The following is a 20,247-nucleotide window of genomic DNA, read 5'->3' as shown; positions in this document are numbered from 1 at the left end:
TGATGACGTCGGCCCGTTGTCCCCGCGCACAACGTCGCCCGAATCGCACCTCTGTTTGTAACCTGCGGTACATGAACCGCACTTCATCTCCCCCCGCCGAGGTCGCCCCCGCCGCCGCGACGTTGCTGGGGCGCGCACGGGAGGTGAGCGAGCGCATGGCCCTGCGCATCCGGTCCGAGGTGGCCTACTACGGCAGCGAGGACCGGGTGCCGTTCGAGGAGCTGGGCGCTTCCTGCCGGGACAACACCGAGCTGGTGCTCGGTCAGCTCGTCGACCGCCGGGGGTCGGATCTGGCCCCGGCGCGCAACACGGGCCGTGAGCACGCCCGCCGGGGTGCGCCGCTGGCGGAGCTGTTGCACGCCTATCGCGTGGGGTCCGAGTTCCTGTGGTCCGAGCTGGCCGCCCTGGTGCGGGCCGCCGACGGCATCACCGTCGACATCGTCGCCTCGCTCGCCGCCTGGTGGGTGAACGAGGGCCTGGCGGCGGCGGCCGGGGACGCCTACCGGGAGGCGGCCTCGGAGCTGGTGCTCCAGCGGGAGCGCGAGCGTTCCGCGCTGGTCGAGGCCCTGTTCACGGGGATGCTCACCGACCGCACCACCGTCTGGGAGGCGGCCCAGGTGCTGGGGCTGCCGACCGAGGGACCGTTCGTGGTGGTGGCGGCGGACGTGCCCGCCCCTGGCCGGGAGGCGCTGCCCGGCATCGAGTCCCGGCTGCTCGCCGAGGAGGCGCGCTCCGCGTGGCGGCTGCTGCCCGACCTCCAGGTGGGCGTCGTCGCCGTGCGGGGCGCGGGGGGTGCGGAGGCGGCCCTGCGCGTGCTGGGCCGGGCCGCCGGTTCCCCCGTCGGGGTCAGCCCGCCGTACGCGGCGCTCCAGGACACCCCCCGGGCGCTGCGGCTGGCGCGGCTCGCGCTGTCCGGGGCGCGGGGGCGGGCGGCGGGCGTCGTCCGGTTCGACGACAGTCCGGTCTCCCTGCTGGTGGCGGCGTCCCCGGAGGAGGCCGGGCGGATCGCGCGGACGGTCTTCGCCGGTGTCCTGGAGCTCCCGGCGGCCGAGCGCGCCCGGCTGCTGGAGACGCTGGAGCAGTGGTTCGTCGCGGGCGGTTCGGCGGCGGAGGCGGCGAAGCCGCTGTACTGCCACCGCAACACCGTCCGCTACCGGCTGCGCAGGGTGGAGGAGCTGACGGGCCGTTCCCTGCGCGACCCGCGCGCGGTCGCCGACCTGGCCGTGGCGCTCGGCGCCCTGCGGCTGCTGCCCGACGGGCCGGCCTGAGCCCGCGGGCGGGGGGACCGGGTGGAAAGGCACGCCGGAAAGACGTGTCGGAGCCGGGTGGCGGTCGCCGGGAAATGTAAGCAGGAGGAATGCACCTCCGGCACCGGTCGCGGGGGCCCGAGGGGCCCTGGCGCCCCAGCCGTGCGCTGCTCGCGGTGCCGCTCGGTCTCATCGCGCTGATCATGGGGCTCGATCTGTGGACGGGAAAGTCCATCCAGCTGGGTCCGCTCCTGGTGGTGGCGCCGGCGATCACGGCGACGTTCGGCAGCCCCCGGCTCGTCGCCCTGGTCGCGGCCCTGGCCGTGGGCGCGCAGCTCGTGCTCAGCACCCTTCTGGGCGGGTTGACGACCGCGAACCACGAGGCCCAGATCGGCGCCCTGCTGACGATCTCGCTCTTCGTCGTGGGCTTCCGTTACGCGCACGAACGGCACGAGCGGCAGCTCGGCCGGGCGCGGCTGGTGGCGGACGTCGTCCAGCGGTATCTGCTGCGCCCCCTCCCCCAGCGCGTCGGCCCGCTGCGGGTGGCGGCGGTATACGTCGCGGCGGAGGCCGAGGCGCGCATGGGCGGCGACCTCTACGCGACGGCGCGCACCCCGGACGGCAACCGGTTCCTGATCGGCGACGTGCGGGGCAAGGGCCTGCCCGCCATCGGGTCCACCACCCTGCTGCTCGGCGCCTTCCACGCGGCCGCGCACCGCAACCCCCCGCTGGCCCGGCTCGTCGCCCATCTGCACAACACCGTGTACTGGGACACCGTGGCGCCCTCGGACGACCCGGACAACATGGAGGGCTTCGTCACCGCCGCGGTGCTGGACATCCCCGACGAGGAGCCCGTGATCCGTCTCATCAGCTGCGGCCATCCGCCGCCGCTGCTGGTGCACAAGGGCCGGGTCACCCCGCTGACGGTCCGTGACCCGGCCCTGCCGCTGGGCGTGGGCTCGGACCTGGAGGCGGACGACTACGAGGTGGAGACCTTCCCCTTCGAGACCGGGGACCTGCTCCTGCTCTACACCGACGGGGTCAGCGAGGCCCGGGACGCGCGGGGCGTCTTCTATCCCATCGCCGAACGGATCGCCGCCTGGCGGGAACGCGATCCGCAACGGCTGGTCCAGCGCCTCCACGACGACCTGCTCGGCCACGCGGGCGGCAACCTCACCGACGACGCCGCCCTCGTGGCCATCCTGCGCTGCCGCTGACCGGCGGGGCGTCAGCGGGGCAGGGCGCCGCACGCGCTCCGGAGCACCCCGGAGTACTGGCTCACCACCGGCAGGGACTTCGTCTCCCCGTGGCACAGCACGGCCTCGGCCGGAGCGGCGAGCTGGACGACGGGATCCGGCCCGGCACCCGGTCCGGCGGCGTGGGCGGGGGACGCGGTGGCGCAGAGCACGGCGGTGCCGAGCACGCCGAGAGCGACGATCCTTCTCATGCCCGGCCCAACGATCCGTCAGGTCCGGCGGATGCGCTCCGGCCGGGAATCACCGCGGGTTTTCGTGTACCGGGTACGGTAATAGCTCATGACGGTATGACCGGAGGAGGAAGGAGAGGTCGCCATGGCCCGTACCGGCTCGTCCGGCCGTCCCGCCGGTGTAGATCCCGAGCGGCTCTGGTCGCGCGCCGAACGTCCCCGCCGGGGCAGGCCGCCGGCCCACAGCCGCGAGGCGATCACGGCGGAGGCCGTCGCCCTCGCCGACGCCGAGGGGCTCGCGGCGGTCACCATGCGCGCGGTCGCGGCCCGGATCGGCGCCGGGACGATGTCCCTCTACAGCTACGTCCCGAACAAGGAGACGCTGCTGGAGCTCATGATCGACCACGTCGGCGGCGACCACTCCCTGCCGGCCGGGCCCTCCGGGGACTGGCGCGCCGACCTCCGGCGGATCGGCCGCGAACAACGCGCGATCATACGGCGGCACCCCTGGCTGCCCGAGGCCCTGTCCGTCCGGCAGACGCTCGGCCCCAACACCCTGGCCGTCCTGGAGTACGTCCTCGCCGTGCTCGAACCCGCGGGCCTGGCCGCCCGGGCCCGGCTGGAGACCTTCAGCCTCCTCACCGGCTTCGTGGCCAGCCATGTCTCGCACGAACTCGCCCAGGAGCGGCTGATCGAGGCGACGGGCGGCGCGCCCGGCGCCTTCTTCGAGGCCCAGGCCCGCCATCTGCGGTCCGTCGCCGAGGGCGGCGACTACCCCCGGCTCGCGGCGGCCCTGGCGGCCCCGGCCGACGACTCCTCGCCGGAGGCCGTCTTCGACCGTCTCCTCGACCGCATGATCGACGGACTGACGGCGACGGCATGACCTGCCGGCCCGTCAGCCCGGGCGGACGGGCGGACGGGCGGACGGGCCGGCGGGTGACTCAGGGCCGGTTCGCCGGGGCGGCCTCGGCGGAACGCGTCGTCCTGGCAGCCCGCTCCGCGCGCTCGCGCTCCTCGCGGCGCCGGGCGGCCCCGTACCACATGGCCAGCACCACCGGCACGGCGCCGACCAGCGCGACCGTCCGCTCGGACGTCCGGTCCGTCCAGGGGACCGCCACCAGCGCCACCGCGCACAGCGTGCCCCACAGCGCGTGCGCGACCGGCAGGCGCGCGGACCAGCGGAGCCGGAGCAGCGACCACACCATGGACCGCGCGCCGCGCGGCAGCTTGCGGTAGGTGAGGAACCAGCCGCCCAGCACCCACACGATTCCCATCAGCACCAGGGCCCACAGCCGGATGCCGAGTGGTACGGGCAGTTCCGTCGGGGCGTCGCCCGTGGGGAAGGCCCGGGACGCCTGAGCGGCGATCACCAGAGTGCCCAGGGCGAACCATCGGGTGCGGCGCAGCAGCCGCAGGACGATCAGCTGGAGCCGGTGTTCGAGGTGGCGGGCGTCCGGTTCGGTGCCCAGCGCGGCGGCGTACTCCCCCGCCAGCTCGGGCAGCTTGATCTCGCGGGCGTCGGCCCGTATGTCCGCGAGCTGGGCGCGGGCGTCGGCGAATTCCGGGTCCAGGCGGAGCGCGGTGCGCAGGGCGTCGACACGGATGTCGTCGCGGCCTGTGTCCCCGGCGGCCGAGGCCAGGTTGAAGTGCGCGACGGCGCTGTCCGGGGCCAGTTCGACCGCCTTGAGCTGCGCGGCGTACCGTCCCTCGCGGTCGCCCGCCAGGAGCAGGCACCGGGCCAGCACGGCGTGGGTCGCCGCGACCTCGGGGCCCACGCGCACGGCCTCCCGGGCCGCTTCCAGCGCGTCGTCCAGGCGGAGGAAGAACGGCAGCAGGAAGGAGCGCCGTTCCCACGCGTACCAGCACGCGGGGTCGGCGGCTATGCCTTCGTCCGCCGCCTTCAGGGCGCCCTCGCGGTCGCCGGCGCGGAAGCGGCAGTGGGCGAGCCTCGCCCAGGCCCAGGCGTCGGCGGGCGCGTCCGCCAGGTAGCGGGCCAGGAGCTCGGCGGCCTGCTCGAACCGGTCGGCCTCCATGAGGGCCTGCGCGCGTTCCTTCAGCTCGGTCGTGCCCGTGCTCACAACATCTTCTTCCGCTTGAGGTGGACCAGCAGGTCGTCGTAGGCCCCGCCCTCGTCGACGAACCGCGCGACGTTGCGCGCGGAGGCGAACCAGGGGCCGGTGGACGGCCGGAGGCCGCCGAGGACGGCCGTGAAGTCGGCCGTGCCGATCATCCGGGCCTCGCCGGTGCGGGCCGGGTCCAGCAGCGCCCGTTCGGCCGCCGACTCGCACAGGTGCCGCAGGTCGGCACCGGAGAACCCGTCGGTCCGCCGGGCGAGCTCCGCCAGGTCGATGCCGGCGACCGGCCGGTCCATGAGGTGGTGCCGGAGGATCGCCTCGCGGGCCGGCCGGTCGGGCGGCGGCACCAGGAGCGTCCGGTCCAGGCGGCCGGGGCGGCGCAGGGCGGTGTCGACGTCCCAGGGGTGGTCGGTCGCGGCGAGGACGAACACGCCGTCGTCCGACGCCGCGTCCACGCCGTCGAGTTCGGCGAGGAGCTGATTGACCGTGGTGCGCATGCCGGTGTGCCGGATCCGGCCGCGCTCGGCGCCCAGCGCGTCGATCCCGTCGAGGAACAGGACGCAGGGGGCGTCGCGGCGGGCGGTCTCGAAGAGCCGGCGGAGGTTGCGCCCGGAGTCGCCCGTCCCCATGTCGAGGACGTCGCCGATGCTCACGGACAGGAAGCGGGCGCCGAGTTCGCCCGCGACGGCGCGGGCCATGTAGGTCCTGCCGCAGCCGGGCGGGCCGTACATCAGCAGGCCGCCGCTCAGACTCCTGCCGTAGAGGCGGCGCAGGGCGGGGTTGCGGAGGGGGGCGAGGAAGGCGGCCTCCAGCCGTGCCTTGACCTCGTCCATGCCACCGACGTCGGCGAGGGTGAGGGCGGTGCTCTCGACGTCCCGGGGGGAGGCGGGGGCGTCGTCCGGGTCGTCGCCGTGCGCGGCGTCGACGGCCGCGCGCGGGCTGGTGACCGGCGGGGACTCTTCAGGCATGGGCCACAGCCTAGACACGCCCGGTGGGCCCCTCCGGAGCGGGACCCACCGGGCGGGCTGTCAGGTGCGGTAGGCGTAGTAGACCGCGTCCGGGTAGGACGCGATGATGCTCGCCAGCGACTTACGGAAAGTGTTGGTCGAGTGGTAGGTCATGTACGGGATGCCGACGCGGCTCTTGTACGTGACGATCATGGAGTGGTCCTTCGAACCGTCACGGTCGAAGTCCATCTGGAGGATGTCGCCGACGTCCATCTGGTAGACGTTCTTCAGGTTGGTGACCCGCTTCGACGACATCGCGTACCAGGACCACTCGTTGGCGCCCACGAAGGACGTCGACTCGGCCTTGGAGTTGTTCCACCACTTCTTGTAGTCCGAGGCCGAGCCCGGCTCGTCCTTCCAGCCGCCGGCCCGCAGGGCCTGGCTGATGAAGTTGGTGCAGTCGCCGCCGGCGTCGTTGTACTGGCGGTACTGGGGGTTGTAGTTCCGCCAGTACTTCTCGGCGTAGGCGGCCATGGCCTTGTAGTCGTAGCCACCCGCCTTCTGGGACTTGGGCACCGGGCGCGCGCCCCAGGATATGGAGGCCGGGGTGGCCTGGGGGAAGCCCCCGGTGTCCTTGGCCGGGGCGGCCGGGGCGGTCTGCGGCTGGTTGATCGCACCCGGGCCGTCGTCCTGGGCCTTGAGGTCCGACAGCTCCCACTTGCCACCCTTGCCGCGGGTGAAGGTGAGGGTGTGGTGGGCGGTGAATCCGGTGGTGCCCGGCTCGTCGCCGCGGACCTTCTTGTAGGTCAGGACGGTGGTCTCGGTGACCTCGACCGTGGCGCGGTCGCCCTTGACGGTCGTCTTGTCCGTGGTGACCTTGGTGTCGGCGTCGGAGTACGCCTCACCGAGGGAGGCGAGGCGCTTCTTGCGGGTGTACAGCGAGGACACACCGCGGTCCTCGGCCTTCTCCATACCGCTGGAGAGGCGCACCTTCTTCTCCCGCGGAGCGTTGTAGCCCCGCTCCTTCTGTCCGTCGACGAGCGCTGCCGTGCGCTGGGTCAGCACGTCGTCGGCGATGCGACCGAAGGCCGCCGTGGTGGCACCGTCGACCTTGTGGTCTTCGGAGGCGTTCGCGCCGGGCAGCAACAGGGCGGAGGCACCCACTGCCAGCGTCGCACCGATGGCGATGCTCAGTGTTCTCTTCTTCACGAAGTTTCCCCTTGTCACCCGGTCCGTTCGGACCGGGAGTCGGAATCTTCGCATGAACTTTCGTACCGTCGGTCACATGGTCGACTCAAGCACCAAAAATCCCTGTTCAACGGGGTGTACGGGATCCCGGAAAGCCCGGGGCATACCCTGGGAACCGGTCAACCGGAATGCGATCGGCGCCGCTTCCGGGGGTCACCACTCCACGGTGAACCGGGCGGGGGCGATGACGTTGATGCCCTGTTCGTACGCAGGTGTCCGCTCCGTGACGCGGCGCATTCCCGGGTGGCGCCGCATGAGCGCGGCGAGGCCGGCCCGGGTCACCGTCCGGGCGAGGTTCACACCGAGGCAGTAGTGCAGCCCGTGGGAGAAGTGGAGACTGGTGCCGAGCTGCGGGCGGTGCGGGTCGAAGGAGTCCGGGTCCGCGAAGTGCCGTTCGTCGCGATTGGCCGAGGCCGTCAGGGCCCAGACGGCCGAGCCCGCGGGGATCTGGACACCCTCGATCTCCACGTCGGTCGCGGTGGCGCGGAAGACCCCTGTGGCCAGGCCGGAGCGGCGGAGGGTCTCGTCGAACAGGCCGTCGAAGCGGCCGGGTTCCGCCAGTAGCCCTTCCCAGCGGCGCCGGTCCCGGAGCAGCTCGTCGCACAGGTTGATCAGGGCGAAGCTGCTCGGCCGGATGCCGGCGGTGACGATGTCGAAGCTGAAGAGGCTGATGAGCTCCTCATCGGTGTAGTCCGCCTCCCCGTGGGACACCTTCCGCGTGAGCAGGCTGATCAGATCGCCCCCGGGGCGGCCGCGCCGCTCGTCGATGACTCCGGCCAGATACTCCTCCCACGCGCGGATGTCCTTGGCGTAGCCGAGCTGGACGTCCGGGGCGGGCCTGCCGAAGAAGAAGTCGTTGAGCGCGCGATGGCCGCGCAGTACGCGGTCGCGGTCACCGGCCGGGAAACCGGCCAGCTCGATGATGACGCTGTTCGCCAGCGGGCGGGCGTACGACTCGACCAGGTCGGCCGGGGGCCGGCCGGGCATCCCGTCGAGGTGCCGGTCGGCGATCGCGTTTATTCGCTCCTCCAGGCGCGACACACCCCGGAAGGAGAAGTACTGCGTGAGCGGCCTGCGCAGCCGGTCGTGGACCGGCTGATCGTCGAACCCCATGTTGGGCGCCGAGAAGGTGCTGGTGACGGCGAGGATCTCGCGGACCTCGGGCGGATAGCTCGCCAGGATGAAGGACCGGGTGGCCGCGGGAAAGCGCCGGGGGTCCTTGAGGATCCTCGCGACGTCGTCGTACCGCGACACGATCCACATGTTCAGCTCTTCGCCGAAGAACACCGGTGCCTCGTCCCGCAGCCGCTTCATCACCGGGTACAGATCCGGTGAACCGGGCGTGAGGAACACGGCCGACACGGCCGCCGAGGTAAGAGCAGAGGTAAGAGGGGAGGAGAGGGGTGGGCGCTGGGGTTCCCCGGCCCGCGCGCCGGGGCTGATCTCGGTCGACTCCGGCACGTTCCTGCCCGCCCTCGTTGGTGCTCGTCGGTCCACCCGTACGGATCCCTGACAGTTCCCCGGGATCCCCACAACAGTGCATATCAACGTATCAACATGGAATGCTCCCCAGAAGGACTGGATTTACCGGTCCTTCGGTGCGACACCCGGTCCATCGTTCCGCCCATCGCCGGCTACGCCCTCATCGGCCGGGCCCTTCGGCGCCTGCGGCTCCACTCCCGGCAGGGCCAGCACCCCGGCCGTCACCAGCAGGGCGCCGACAGCCGCGGGGAGCAGCCACCACCCGGTGCGGATGTGCTCCCCGTACAGCATCAGCCCCAGCGCCAGACTGACCGCCGCGTCGCCGAGGGTGAGGGCGGGCTGCGAGGCGATCAGCGGGCCGGACTCGACGGCGTTCGACAGCAGGAACAGCGAGCAGGCCCCGGACGCGGCGAAGGCGTACGTCTGCCACGTGGTGAAGAACGCGGCGGCGCCGTGCAGGGCGAAGGCATGGACGGCGGACTTCATCAGCGCGGCGGTCAGCGCGTAGCCGATGGCCGCGGCGGTGCCGAAGAGTGCGGCCCGGGCCCGGCCCCGGGGGCGCCGCAGGGCCGCCCCGACGCACAGCGTCATCGCACCGGCGGCGACGGCCAGGGTGAGCACCCACGTCGCGAGGCCGATCCCGGCGCGCCCGCCGGAGGGCGAGGCCGCCGCCAGCGCGATCCCGATCCCGGTGGTGACGGCGATGACGGCGGCCCAGCCCCGGGCCGGCAGCCGGCGCCGGAAGGCCACGCCGGCGATGAGCAGCGCGAAGGGAAGCTCGGTGACGAAGATCGGCTGGACCAGGGCCAGCGAGCCCATGGTCAGGGCCAGCGCCTGACAGACCGCGGCGCAGAGAATGGCGGCGATGCCGCCGAACCACACGGGCTGGTGCAGCAGATGGCGGATCAGCCTGAGGCTGAAGGCGTCGTCCTTGGGCACGGTCCGCGCCGCCGCCCGCTGGAGCACCATGGCGGTGGCGTTGCTCACGGCCGCCAGCACGGCGAAGAGGGCGGCGAGCGGCGCTGACACGGGGAGGCTCCTCCGGAGGGGCCGACGGGGTGGCTGTCGATCACGACATTGGCAGAGCGGCGAGGCGGGGCGCGGTGACAACACGCGCGGGCCGGACCCGCGGTTCCGGGCTCGCTTTCGGACTCGTTCTCGGGCTCGCGTTCGGGCGTCGTCGCCCCGGGGCCCGAACACCAGCGGATATATGCGCCATCTCCCGCCTCTTTACAGCCAATTGACACCTTGTTCACTTCCTCCCCCCTGCCCCTGACACGTGCGCGCCACGAAAGTCGTAGCGGTCATTCGTGTGGCACCGCACGACTCCAGGGAGGGATCCCCATGCCCGACATCACCCGGCGCAGGCTCCTCGGCACGGCGGTCGGTACGGCCGCGAGCGCGGCGGCGCTCTCGCTGCTGCCGCCGAGCGTCCAGCAGGCGGTGGCCGCCGGTCCGGCGCGGCGCGGTTCGCTCGGGGACATCCAGCACGTGGTCCTGCTGATGCAGGAGAACAGATCCTTCGACCACTACTACGGCACCCTCAAGGGCGTCCGCGGCTTCGCCGACCCCGACGCCCTCAAGCTCCCCGACGGGCGCAGCGTCTTCCACCAGCCCGACACGGAGAACCCCAAGGGCTATCTGTTGCCCTTCCACCTCGACACGCTCAAGACCCGCGCCCAGGCCATCCCGTCCACCGACCACTCCTGGCGGATCCAGCACGAGTCGTGGAACGGCGGGAAGATGGACCGCTGGATGCCGGCGCACCGCAGAGCGGACTCGGACGGCAAGAACGCGCCGTACGTCATGGGCTACCACACCCGCGAGGACATCCCGTTCCAGTTCGCCCTCGCCGAGGCCTTCACCGTCTGCGACAACTACTTCTGCTCGGTCTTCGGGCCGACCTGGCCCAACCGGCTGTACTGGATGACCGGCACCAACGACCCCTCGGGCACCCGGGGCGGCCCGGTCATCGACAACATCGCCCCCACGCCGTACCGCTGGACCACCTACCCCGAGCGGCTGGAGGCGGCGGGGGTCAGCTGGCGCGTCTACCGGCAGGAGGACGACTACGGCACCAACATGCTGGAGCAGTTCCGCCAGTTCAAGGACGCGAAACCGGGCAGCCCGCTGTACGAACGGGGGCTGCGGACGTCCCCCGAGGGCACATTCGAGGACGACGCGCGCAACGACCGGCTGCCGGCCGTCTCCTGGCTGCTGCCCACCACCGCCGGCTGCGAGCACCCCGACTCGATGCCCGCCGCGGGCGCGGACTTCATCGCGAAGAAGCTGGAGGCGATCGCCGACAACCCCGAAGTGTGGCGGAAGACCGTCTTCATCCTGAACTTCGACGAGAACGACGGGCTCTTCGACCACGTGCCCCCGCCCGTGCCGCCGAAGGGCACCAAGGACGAGTTCGTGGGCGGCCTGCCGATCGGCGGGGGCTTCCGGGTCCCGTGCCTGGTCGTCTCGCCGTGGACGGTGGGCGGCTGGGCGGCCGGGGAGGCCTTCGACCACACCTCCGTGCTGCGCTTCCTGGAGCGCTGGACGGGGGTACGGGAGCCCAACATCAGCGCGTGGCGGCGCCGTACCTTCGGCGACCTCACCTCGGCCTTCGGCTTCGGCTCCCCCGCCACGAGCCCGCCCGCGCTGCCGGGTGACACCGAGGAGCGGCTGCGCCAGGCCGAGTGGGACGTCGCCCATCTGCCGGCGCCCACGTTCCCGGGCGCCACGCAGCGGCCTCCGGTCCAGGAGCCGGGCACGCGGCCGCGGCGGTAGGGGGCGGCATCAGCGGTGTCGCGCCGGTCCCGAGCCCCGTGCGGGACCGCCGCGACGGGCTTCTCGCGGGGGCCGACGTCCGCGTGGATCGTGTGGCTCACGATGCCCGCCCCAGCGCGGGTCCCCGCAGGGCCGCGCCGACGGCCCGGCCCGTCCGGGCGACGGCGCGGGTGAGCCGTCCCAGGTCATGGGCCGGGTCGACCATCGCGCACAGCCCGGCGACGACCTCACCGCCCGGAGCCGTCAGCGGCACGGCGACACAGCACACGCCGGGCACCAGCTCCTCCCGGTCGACCGCCACTCCCCCGTCGCGGATGACGGCGGCCTCCCGCCTCCAGGACGCCGGCAGCGGATCCAGCGGCACGCGCGGCGACGCTGCGGCCACCAGGACCTTTCCGGCCGCGGCGTACCAGGGCCAGGTGGCGCCCGGCCGGAGGGGCGCCAGATGGTCCACCACGCCGGGCACGCCCTGGACGGCGAGGGTCCGGCCCTCGCGCAGCACGCAGATCCCGACCGAGGCGCCGGTGGCCTCCGCCAGCCGGCGCGCCGGTACCCGCGCCGCCGCGCACAGCCCCGGTGGTGGCTGCCAGCCCAGCCCCAGGCGGAACATCCGCGAACCCATCCGGTAGCGGGAGCCGTGGTGTTCGACGACGCCGAGATCGACCAGCTGCTCCAGGAGCCGGTACGCCGTGGTCTTGGGCAGCCCGCTGTCCGCCGACAGCGCGGTCAGCCCGGCCTCCCGCGCCTGTCCCAGGGCTTCCAGCAGGGCGAACGCCCCCTCGAGAACTCCCCGTCCGGGAGTCGGCCGCTCGCCCGTCCCCCCGGCCGCGGTTCTGCCCATCGCCGGTCCCCTTCCGAGAGCGCCTTCCGTATGCCACCGTCCGGACCGAGTGAACACCCACGGGGTAAACACGCCCTAAATGCGCTGGCCGTCCGCCCCGGCGGCGGTCCGCTCACCGGACCGCCGCGCGACAGTCAGGCCGTCGCGGCCCATGCTCGGTACCACGGGGGAACTCCGGCGGGCGCCGTCCTCCAGGTCTCCGGCGCCCGCCGGGGGACGGGCCGCCGTACGGGCGCGACTACGGCGACCGCCAGGGTGCGGGCCTACGGGACGCTCTCGGCCCCGTAGGGCTCGCGGACCGGTCGGGCCCGTACGGCGAAACCCGCGCCGACGGCGTGTGGGTGACGGAGCACCGGGATCAGGCCGCGGTTCCGTACCGTGCCACGATCCGGTACGCATTGGAGAGCCGCGTCCGGCGCAGGAGCGGGGCGAGCAGCTGTTCCGCACCGTACACACCGGCCAGCAGGGGGACGGACGACCAGAACAGGGCCGCGCGGGCCTTGCTCTGGAGGCCGCTGGGCGGAGCGGGGTACCAGGGGTCGTCGGCGGGCGGCAGGGCGTGGGCGAGGGCGAGGACCGCGGCGCCGGTGAGATCGAACGGGATGTGCGGCTCGTGCCGTTCGACGGCGACGACGGTGTAGCCGAGTGATTCCAGTTCGCGGCGGAGGTTGGCGAGCGGGATGAGGTGCAGGTGCTGGGGCTGGAAGTACGGCATCCACCAGCGGCCCAGGATCCCGCTCGACACGCACTCCGGGTCCGGGACCTCGATGATCAGGTGGCCACCGGGTGCGAGGACCGTGCGGGCGGCGGTCAGCTCCGCGCGCGGGTCGATGGTGTGCTCGAGGTAATGGAACATGCTCACCGCGTCGTACCTGCCCTCCAGCTTGGGGGCGAGGTCGGTGAGGAGGCCGCGGTATGCCTCGTCGATCCGGCCCTGGCGCTCGGCCTCCTCGGCACCCTCGCTGATGTCGAGGCCGTCGAAGACGGTGGCCGGATGGACCGTCCTGGCGCTCTGGGGGAAGTGGCCGTGTCCGGTGCCGACGTCCAGCCAGCGGCGAGGGGTTCCGAACGGGAGGAGGGCACGGGCGCTGGCGAGGTAGCGCTTGCGGTTGCCACCGCCGTTGAAGACCCATTCCGCCAGCGCGGCGCCCAGGCCGTCGTAGAAGTCCCGGTAGTAGAAGTCCAGCCCCTCGGGCGTGAGCCGGGGGTTCTGGAAGGAGTGGGAGCAGTCGCGGCACTGGTCGATCACGAAGGTGCCGGGCTTGTGCTGGAGCAGGTCGACGGTGCGCAGCCGGGTCCGCAGCCGGGAGGAGTCGCACCAGGGGCACGTGGTGCGCCTCGGCGCGTGGAAGCGGTCCGTGCCGTCGGCGAGTTCGCGCTGGTACGCGATGCGGAGCTGAGCGACCTCTTGGGTCCGGTTCATAGTTCTCCCTGTCGTGTGGCAACCGCTTCGAGGTGTGCGGCCGCCGCGGCGGCGCCGCCCGCCGAGCGGAAGGAGTCGCGCACGCGGCAGGCGGCCGCGCGGTATCCGGGTGCGGTGAGGACGCCGTCCAGCGCGGCGCCGATCGTGTGGCGGTCGCCACGGCCGAACCGGATCCGGATCCCGGCTCCGGCCGTGGTGACCTGTGCGGCGATCACGGGCTGGTCGTCCCGGATCGGGGCGACGACCAGCGGCACCCCGTGCAGCAGGGTCTCGGCGACGGTGTTGTGGCCGGCGTGGCAGACGACCGCGGACACCCGTCGCAGCAGGGTGAGTTGTGGCACCCGGCGTACGGGCAGCACGGCGTCGTCCGCGGTGCCGTCGAGCGCCCCGCCCGGGTCGGCGACGACGGCCTGGACCTGCCCCGCGCGCTCCCGTACGGCCGCCGCGCACTCGGTGAGGAAGCGGTCGCCGAGACCGGTGTTGGCGGTGCCGAGGGAGACCAGGACGGTGTGCCGTGCGGGGTCCAGCCGCTCCCAGGGGAAGGGGACCGGGTCGGGCCGCCGGGTGAGCGCGGGGCCCACGAAGCGGGTCTGCGGAGGGGCCGCGCTCTCGCCCGCGAGGGCGGTGGTGGTGAAGGCGAGGACGAGGTCCGGCGAGAAGCGGGGGTCGTGGGTCCGTGACGGGTCGCCGAGCGTGGCGCGCAGCTCGCCCAGCAGCCCGCGGATCCACTCCTCCACCTTCGGCATCCCGGCGAGCGGGCCGGAGAAATCGGCGGACGTGGTCGCCGAGGTGGCGCAGGGGATGCGGAGCCGTTCGGCCACCAGGGCCCCGGCGAGCGCCTGCTGGTCGGTGACGATCGCATCCGGGCGGAAGGCCGCCACGGCCTTTTCCACGCCGGGCGCCATCGCCGTGGCGAGCGGCCCGAGGAAGTCCTGCCACAGGAAGCGCAGCGCGGCGACTCCGCGCAGTTCAGGGGGGCGCCGCGGTTCGCTGGACATCGCGCAGGCGTGGATCTCGGCCCCGGGCCCCGCCAGCTCTTCGACGAGTCCGGGGTGCCCGGCCCAGGCGACGTGGTGTCCGCGCCGGGTGAGTTCGGCGGCCACCGCGACGGCCGGGTTGACGTGCCCGACGAGCGGCGGCACCACGAAGAGGAACCGGCTCATACCCGTACGGCCTCCGCGTGGTGCCGCTGGCCCACGCGGACCCAGTCGAGCATGAGCGCGCCGATGGTCTCCGGGGCGCTCACCAGCACGGAGTGGCCGTGGCCCGGCACCTGGTGGGTGCGGCAGCCGGGGAGCAGGGACTCCATCCGGGGCGCCGTGGCGGCGAGGTCGGAGGTGGCCCCGTACACCGCGAGGACGGGCAGGCCGAGGTCCCGCCAGCGTTCCTCGGGGGGTATGCGGCTGGCCGCGATGTCCTCTGCGATCGTCGTCCCGTGCAGCAGCGGGCGGGCCTGGCGGACCAGCCGGGCCGCGTGCCCGCCGTAGGTGTGCTCGATCCAGGGCAGGGCCCGCTCGTCGTGGAGCCGGCGCGCCGCGCCCGCCAGCAGGGTGCTCATCTTCGCCGCCCAGGCCGCGGTGGGCGGTTCGGACTCCACGACCAGGACGCCGGCGACCCGGCCGGGGTGGTGCAGGGCGTAGTCGAGGACGACGGTGCCGCCGAAGGAGTTCCCGACCAGGTGGACCGGACCGGTGGTGCGCGCGTCGTCGAGAACGGCGGCGAGGTCGCCGGTGAAGTCCTCCAGGCGGTAGCCGGTGGCCGGGCGCTCGCTGCGGCCGTGACCGCGCTGGTCGTACATCACCACGTCGTGCCCGGCCGCCGCGAGGGCCGCGGCCACGGTGAAGTAGTAGCTGGTCAGGTTGTCCGTGGCGATGCCGTGCACCAGGACGACGGGATCCCGGCCGGGCGGCCCGACGCGGGCGGTGTTCAGGCGCGGGCGGCGGACTGCCGTCACCCCAGGCGCCCGGTGATGTAGCGGACCACCTGGCCGGCGGAGAGCCCGATGATCTCGTTGAGTTCGAGGGAGGCGAAGAAGGCCGGGAAGTCGACGCGGTCGCCGTAGCGGCGGCCGAGCTCGGCGGTGAGGGTGACCAGGTCGATGGACTCCAGGTCGAGGTCCTCGACGAAGCGGGTGTCCATGGTGACGGCCGTGCCTTCGAGGCCGAGCTCGGGGATCACGGCGTGCAGGGCCTCGGTGAGCCCGGCGAGGACGGCGCGTTCACCGGGCTCCGGGTGGGAGGCGACGACGTCGGGTGTGGGGGTGGTGGTCATGAGGGGGTCTCCTCGTGGTGCTGCCGGTGGGTGTCCTCGGTCCAGGCGACGACGTAGCGGCGGGGGCGCAGGCCCGCCGGGTTGCCGGCCTCGGCGAGGGACACGGAGTGGGTGCGGCCGGATGGGGTGAGGACGGTCAGCCGGTCGCCGTCGGCGGCGGTGACGCGGAAGTCCCGCGGTCTGCCGCGCAGGCCGGTTCCCTCGGCCTTGGCCGCGGCTTCCTTGGCCGCCCAGAAGCGGACGAGGGTGCGCGCGTCGCCGCCGAGGCGGTCGAGGAGCGGGAGCTCCTCGGGGGCCAGGGCCGCGTCGCGGGCCGCCGCGGGCCGCTCGGTGATCTCTTCGATGTCGATGCCGGTGGGGGTGGTGCCCGCCGGGCGTACCAGGGCGACCGCGGCTTCCGCGCAGTGGGCGAGGGACAGCTCCAGGGGCGGCAGTTCCCGGCCGTGCACGCCTTCCGGGTACGGCCGGCCGCTGTCGTCGTTGCGTACGCGGATCTCGGCGGGGTAGACCGGGCCGGCGCCGTGCCGCCACAGGTGGTGGCGTACCGCGTCCTTGGCGGCGATCCGGCCGAGGAGCCATTGCTGTCTGCCCCGCGGGGGCCGGGCCGCGTAGGCGTCCCGTTCGGCGCCGCCCAGCACGTTGCGCATCATCAGCTCGCGGGAGGCCGGGTCGGGCCAGTGCTCGAAGACCAGGTGCCAGCCGCCGGGCTGGACCCGGGCCAGGGTGCCGCGCTCCGGGTGGCGCCGGATGGCGTCGGTGGCGGGCGGTGAGTCGAACCGGCGGTCCTCCCAGCCGTCGATCTCGCACCAGACGGTTCCGTGGTGGCTGAGCTGGATGTCCGCTGCCAGCAGGGTCTCGGTGAGGGAGGTGACGCGGACGTGGCAGTCGAGGCGCCGGCCGGGCTCGGGTTCCGGGCCGTGGAAGCGGATGGCGCGGATGCCGGCCGGCAGGACCACCGTGCGGTCGGAGCGGGTGGCCATCAGCCAGTAGCCGAGCAGCTGGCCGGCGTTGTCGAGGAGCGCGCCGGGCGCGGGCGGAGCGGTGAGCACGCCCCGGACGTGCCGTGCGCCGATCCCGGTGACCGTGGTGACGCCCTGGAAGAGCGGGCCGTGGAACATCCAGCGCTCGTCGTACATCCGCCGGGCCGAGACGGTGGGCGTCTCCTCACCGGCCGGAACGGGCCAGCGGGCGGGGGGTGCCGGGTGGCGGGGTGCCGTCTCGGTCTCCGCGCGCGCGTACCGGCCGAACTCCACGGTGCGGCGGCCCGGACGGCCGGGGACGCCCCGGACGGTCACCGCCACGTCGACGGCCGGTTCGGCGACCAGCCAGGCGAGGAAGCGGGCGTCGCGGACGGCGACGGTGACACCGGTGCCGGGCGGCGCGGCCACCGCTTCGGACATGTGCCGGATCATGGTGGTCGCGGGGACCACCGGCCAGCGGTCGCCGATGTCGGGCCAGTCCGGCCGCTGCCGGTAGAAGCAGTGGTCGGCGAGGTACGGCATGGTGTCGAGGGCGACCCGGACCGTGGTGGTCCGGCCGGGGTCCGCCGTGGGGCGCGGTGTCGCGGGGCCGGGGGCGGAGGTGCTGGCGTCCGGGATCGCCGTCGCCCGCCCGGGGACCGGTGCGGTGGTCCCCGGTCCGTCGTACGCCGCGAAGAGGGCCGCGGCCGTGTCGGCCGTCTCGGTCAGCAGGGCGCGCAGCTGTGCCGCTTCCGGGAACCGCCCTACGACACCGTCGAGTTGCGGGACTCCGGGCATCCCCTCGCCGGTGAGCGCCTCGCGCAGCAGCGTACGGAGCCGGTCGCGGGTGACGGGTTCGAGGTGGACGGGTCCGGCGTCCAGGCCGAGCCGTACGCCCGTCCGTCCCGGCGTGCCGGCGGAGGGTGCCGGCACGGTACGGGTGGCCCGGCCTCCCCGGGGGCGCAAGGCGGCGAGGTCGGGCTCCGCCCCGTAGGCCCACAGCCCGGCCACGGCCCGTCGCAACTGGCCCAGGCCGTCGCCGTCGGTGGCCGCGGCCGTGACCGCCAGGTGCTCGCGCCCGGCGAGGATGTCCCCGGTCAGGGCGGGCAGCTGGCCCTGGCCGGCCTGGACGAAGGCCCGGAACCCGGCCGCGTACAGGGATTCGACGAGTCCGCGGAACCGGACCGGCTCCAGGAGGTGGCGTACGGCCAGCTCGCGGACCTCCGGCTCACGGTCGGGGAACGGCGCGCAGGTCGTGCCCGACCAGACCGGTACCGAGGGCCGGTGCAGGGTGAAGCGCCGCATCGCCTCCCGGATGGGCCCCAGGTAGGGCGCCAGCATGGGTGTGTGGAAGCCGGACGCGAAGGGCAGCGCGCGGCCGAGCACACCGGCGCGGCGCAGGCGTTCGGTCACCTTCTCCACCTGGGCCGCAGGGCCGCAGACCACCGACTGGTGCGGGGCGTTGTCGTGGGAGAGCACCACCTCGCCGATCCCGGCCAGGGCCGCCTCCACCTGCTCGGCGGGGGCACCGAAGGCCACGAAGACCAGGTCCGGGACCAGCAGGGCCAAGGGGTCGAAGTCCTTGAGGAAGGTGTCCACTTCCTTGTCGGCGAAGATTCCGCCGACGGCCATGGCGGTCCACTCCCCCACACTGTGCCCGGCCAGGGCGTCGGGGGTGACACCGGCGCGGCGCAGCGCGGTGGCCAGGAGGCGGCCCGCGTCGACGACACCGGCGCCGTGTTCGGCCACGGCGCCGACCCGGGCCTGCTGCCAGGTGGGACGGGGCAGTCCGAAGTGGCGGGCGACGTCCTCGCCCTGGGGGGTGAACCCGGCCTCCAGGCCGGGGAAGAGGAAGGCGGTGCGGCCGCCGCCGGCCGGTCCGAGCAGGGGCCGGGGCGCGAACCACACCTCGCGGCGGCCGCCCCAGGCCCGGCCGCGGGCGACCGCCTTGCGGGCCAGCGCGAGCCGTTCGCCCCCGGGCCCGGCCACGGCCAGCCGGGCGCCTCCGTCGCCGGTGTCCCCTCCCGCGCGCAGGAGGGCGTCCTCCGCGTCGAGCAGCGCGCGCAGTTCCCCGGTGGTCTTCGCGGCGATCCGCAGGACGGGTTCGGGCTCGGCGACGTGGAGTGCCGTGGACGAGGGTCTCCTCCTGCCGGCCGTGGGCCGGAACTCCTCCAGGACCACGTGGGCGTTGATGCCGCCGAAGCCGAAGGCGTTCACCCCGGCCCGGCGCACCTCCGCCTCCCAGGGGCGGGCCACCGCGGACGGGCGGAAGCGGGTGGCGAGCAACCCGGGGTGGGGGTCGTCGCAGTGCAGGGTGGGCGGCAGCACCTGGTGGTGGAGGGCCAGAGCGGCCTTGACCATGCCCGCGGCGCCCGCCGCCGGCATGGTGTGGCCGATCATCGACTTGACCGAGCCGATCACCGCGTCCGGTGCGCGCGGGGTGCCGAACACCCGGCGCAGCGTGGTGATCTCGGCCGCGTCGCCGTTGGGGGTTCCCGTGCCGTGCGCTTCCAGCAGACCGATCGCGCCGGGGGCGGCCGGGTCCACGCCGGCCGCCTCCCAGGCGAGCCGGACCGCCCGGGTCTGACCGTCCGGGTCCGGGTTCACCAAGGTGGCGGCGCGCCCGTCACCGGCCACTCCGGTGCCCCGGATCACCGCGTACACCCGGTCACCGGCGCGCACGGCGTCGGCGAGCCGTTTGAGGACGAGCACCGCGGTGCCCTCTCCCATCAGCACACCGTCCGCGTCCCGGTGGAAGGGGCGGATCCGCTGGGTCGGGGAGAGGGCCCCGAGCCGGGCGAACACCGACCACAGGGTCACGTCGTGGCAGTGGTGGACGCCTCCGGCGAGCATCACGTCGCAGCGTCCCGCGGTCAGCTCGCCCACGGCCTGGTCGACCGCCAGCAGGGAGGAGGCGCAGGCCGCGTCGACCGTGTAGGCGGGACCACGCAGGTCGAGCCGGTTGGCGACGCGCGAGGCGGCGAAATTGGGGACCAGGCCGATGACCGCGTCGGGGCTGTCCGGTCCCAGGGCCTCCTCGAAGGCGGTACGGACCCGGGCCAGCCGCTCCTCGCCGAGCTCCGGCAGCAGTTCCCGCAGCGTGCGGGTCAGTTGGCCGGCGGTGCGGACGCGCTGGTCGAGTCGCGCCAGCCCGGCCGTGAGGTAGCCGCCGCGGCCCAGCACCACTCCGGTCCGTGCGGGATCCACCGTGGCGAGGCCGCCCGCGTCGGCGATCGCGGCGGCGGCCGTGCGCAGGGCGATCAGCTGGTCGGGCTCGGTGGCCGGGACGGAGTCCGGCATGATGCCGAAGGCGGCGGGGTCGAAGCCGGTGAGCCGGTCGTCGACGAAACCACCGCGCCGGCAGTAGATGGCACCGGAGTGGTACTCGTCCTCGTCCCAGCGCCCCGGCGGCGCCTCGGAGATGGCGTCCACGCCGGTGCGGAGGTTGTGCCAGTAGCGGTCCAGGTCGTCCGCGCCGGGCAGCGTGACCGCCATGCCGGTGACGGCCACCGGTTCCTGTGCGGGGTTCCCGGAGTGGCCGTGGTACACC

15 protein-coding genes and 1 pseudogene are annotated in these 20,247 nt (G+C 73.9%); 4 read left to right on the top strand and 12 right to left on the bottom strand.

What is annotated here, in order from left to right; all coding sequences use genetic code 11:
- Positions 1-71: 71 nt before the first annotated feature.
- Both AB0E98_RS30860 and AB0E98_RS30855 read left to right on the top strand, forming a co-directional pair.
- Positions 72-1,268, top strand: coding sequence for a helix-turn-helix domain-containing protein (locus AB0E98_RS30860; protein ID WP_361709061.1), 1,197 nt, complete (start codon positions 72-74; stop codon positions 1,266-1,268).
- 89 nt (positions 1,269-1,357) lie between these two features.
- Positions 1,358-2,464 (top strand): PP2C family protein-serine/threonine phosphatase, encoded by a 1,107-nt coding sequence (locus AB0E98_RS30855; protein WP_361709059.1) that lies wholly within the window; start codon positions 1,358-1,360, stop codon positions 2,462-2,464.
- 11 nt (positions 2,465-2,475) lie between these two features.
- Here AB0E98_RS30855 and AB0E98_RS30850 read toward each other — a convergent pair whose 3' ends face one another.
- Positions 2,476-2,694: a hypothetical protein gene (locus AB0E98_RS30850; protein WP_361709057.1), complete on the bottom strand. Its 219-nt coding sequence runs from the start codon at positions 2,692-2,694 to the stop codon at positions 2,476-2,478.
- 124 nt (positions 2,695-2,818) lie between these two features.
- Here AB0E98_RS30850 and AB0E98_RS30845 point away from each other — a divergent pair, with 124 nt between their 5' ends.
- Entirely contained in the window at positions 2,819-3,556 is a 738-nt protein-coding gene (locus tag AB0E98_RS30845; RefSeq protein ID WP_361709056.1) for a TetR/AcrR family transcriptional regulator, read from the top strand.
- Positions 3,557-3,614: 58 nt separating this feature from the next.
- Here the strand turns inward: AB0E98_RS30845 and AB0E98_RS30840 are convergent, their stop codons facing one another.
- The 5 genes and pseudogenes from AB0E98_RS30840 to AB0E98_RS30820 form a co-directional block, all read right to left on the bottom strand.
- A complete protein-coding gene (locus AB0E98_RS30840) occupies positions 3,615-4,751 on the bottom strand; it encodes a tetratricopeptide repeat protein (RefSeq protein ID WP_361709054.1) in 1,137 nt (378 codons plus the stop codon).
- Positions 4,748-5,608 (bottom strand): annotated as a pseudogene (locus AB0E98_RS30835) (ATP-binding protein); the annotation flags it as partial. The pseudogene AB0E98_RS30835 and the gene AB0E98_RS30840, both read right to left, overlap by 4 nt.
- Before the next feature lie 168 nt (positions 5,609-5,776).
- On the bottom strand, positions 5,777-6,904 hold the full coding sequence (locus tag AB0E98_RS30830) for an amidase domain-containing protein (protein WP_361709052.1): 1,128 nt from the start codon (positions 6,902-6,904) through the stop codon (positions 5,777-5,779).
- Positions 6,905-7,096: 192 nt separating this feature from the next.
- Complete coding sequence (locus AB0E98_RS30825) at positions 7,097-8,305, bottom strand: cytochrome P450 (RefSeq protein ID WP_361709049.1); 1,209 nt, start codon at positions 8,303-8,305, stop codon at positions 7,097-7,099.
- A 222-nt stretch (positions 8,306-8,527) separates the two neighbouring features.
- Positions 8,528-9,454 carry a DMT family transporter gene (locus AB0E98_RS30820; RefSeq protein ID WP_361709046.1) on the bottom strand — a complete coding sequence of 309 codons (927 nt, stop codon included), beginning with the start codon at positions 9,452-9,454 and terminating at the stop codon, positions 8,528-8,530.
- A gap of 315 nt (positions 9,455-9,769) precedes the next feature.
- On the opposite strand from AB0E98_RS30820, the gene AB0E98_RS30815 reads away from it, so the two are divergent.
- On the top strand, positions 9,770-11,203 hold the full coding sequence (locus tag AB0E98_RS30815; protein ID WP_361709044.1) for an alkaline phosphatase family protein: 1,434 nt from the start codon (positions 9,770-9,772) through the stop codon (positions 11,201-11,203).
- A 97-nt stretch (positions 11,204-11,300) separates the two neighbouring features.
- Here the strand turns inward: AB0E98_RS30815 and AB0E98_RS30810 are convergent, their stop codons facing one another.
- The 6 genes from AB0E98_RS30810 to AB0E98_RS30785 all read right to left on the bottom strand — a co-directional run bounded on the left by AB0E98_RS30810 (position 11,301) and on the right by AB0E98_RS30785 (position 20,246).
- A complete protein-coding gene (locus AB0E98_RS30810) occupies positions 11,301-12,044 on the bottom strand; it encodes a helix-turn-helix domain-containing protein (protein ID WP_361709042.1) in 744 nt (247 codons plus the stop codon).
- Positions 12,045-12,402: 358 nt separating this feature from the next.
- Complete coding sequence (locus AB0E98_RS30805) at positions 12,403-13,467, bottom strand: class I SAM-dependent methyltransferase (RefSeq protein ID WP_361709039.1); 1,065 nt, start codon at positions 13,465-13,467, stop codon at positions 12,403-12,405.
- A complete protein-coding gene (locus AB0E98_RS30800; protein ID WP_361709036.1) occupies positions 13,464-14,630 on the bottom strand; it encodes a glycosyltransferase in 1,167 nt (388 codons plus the stop codon). Before AB0E98_RS30800 ends, AB0E98_RS30805 begins: the two co-directional genes overlap by 4 nt.
- The gene (locus tag AB0E98_RS30795; RefSeq protein ID WP_361709035.1) at positions 14,627-15,421 is read right to left on the bottom strand and encodes an alpha/beta hydrolase; all 795 of its coding nucleotides are present in this window, start codon (positions 15,419-15,421) and stop codon (positions 14,627-14,629) included. Before AB0E98_RS30795 ends, AB0E98_RS30800 begins: the two co-directional genes overlap by 4 nt.
- Positions 15,418-15,738 carry a phosphopantetheine-binding protein gene (locus AB0E98_RS30790; RefSeq protein ID WP_361709032.1) on the bottom strand — a complete coding sequence of 107 codons (321 nt, stop codon included), beginning with the start codon at positions 15,736-15,738 and terminating at the stop codon, positions 15,418-15,420. The genes AB0E98_RS30795 and AB0E98_RS30790 overlap by 4 nt, the downstream gene beginning before the upstream one ends.
- A complete protein-coding gene (locus AB0E98_RS30785) occupies positions 15,735-20,246 on the bottom strand; it encodes a beta-ketoacyl synthase N-terminal-like domain-containing protein (protein WP_361709031.1) in 4,512 nt (1,503 codons plus the stop codon). The genes AB0E98_RS30790 and AB0E98_RS30785 overlap by 4 nt, the downstream gene beginning before the upstream one ends.
- Position 20,247 lies beyond the last annotated feature (1 nt).

This window comes from Streptomyces sp. NPDC037389 (assembly GCF_040636475.1).
Classification (GTDB): domain Bacteria; phylum Actinomycetota; class Actinomycetes; order Streptomycetales; family Streptomycetaceae; genus Streptomyces; species Streptomyces hesseae.
The sequence above is the reverse complement of the archived record's forward strand: the minus strand, read 5'-3'. Positions and strand labels throughout refer to the sequence as shown.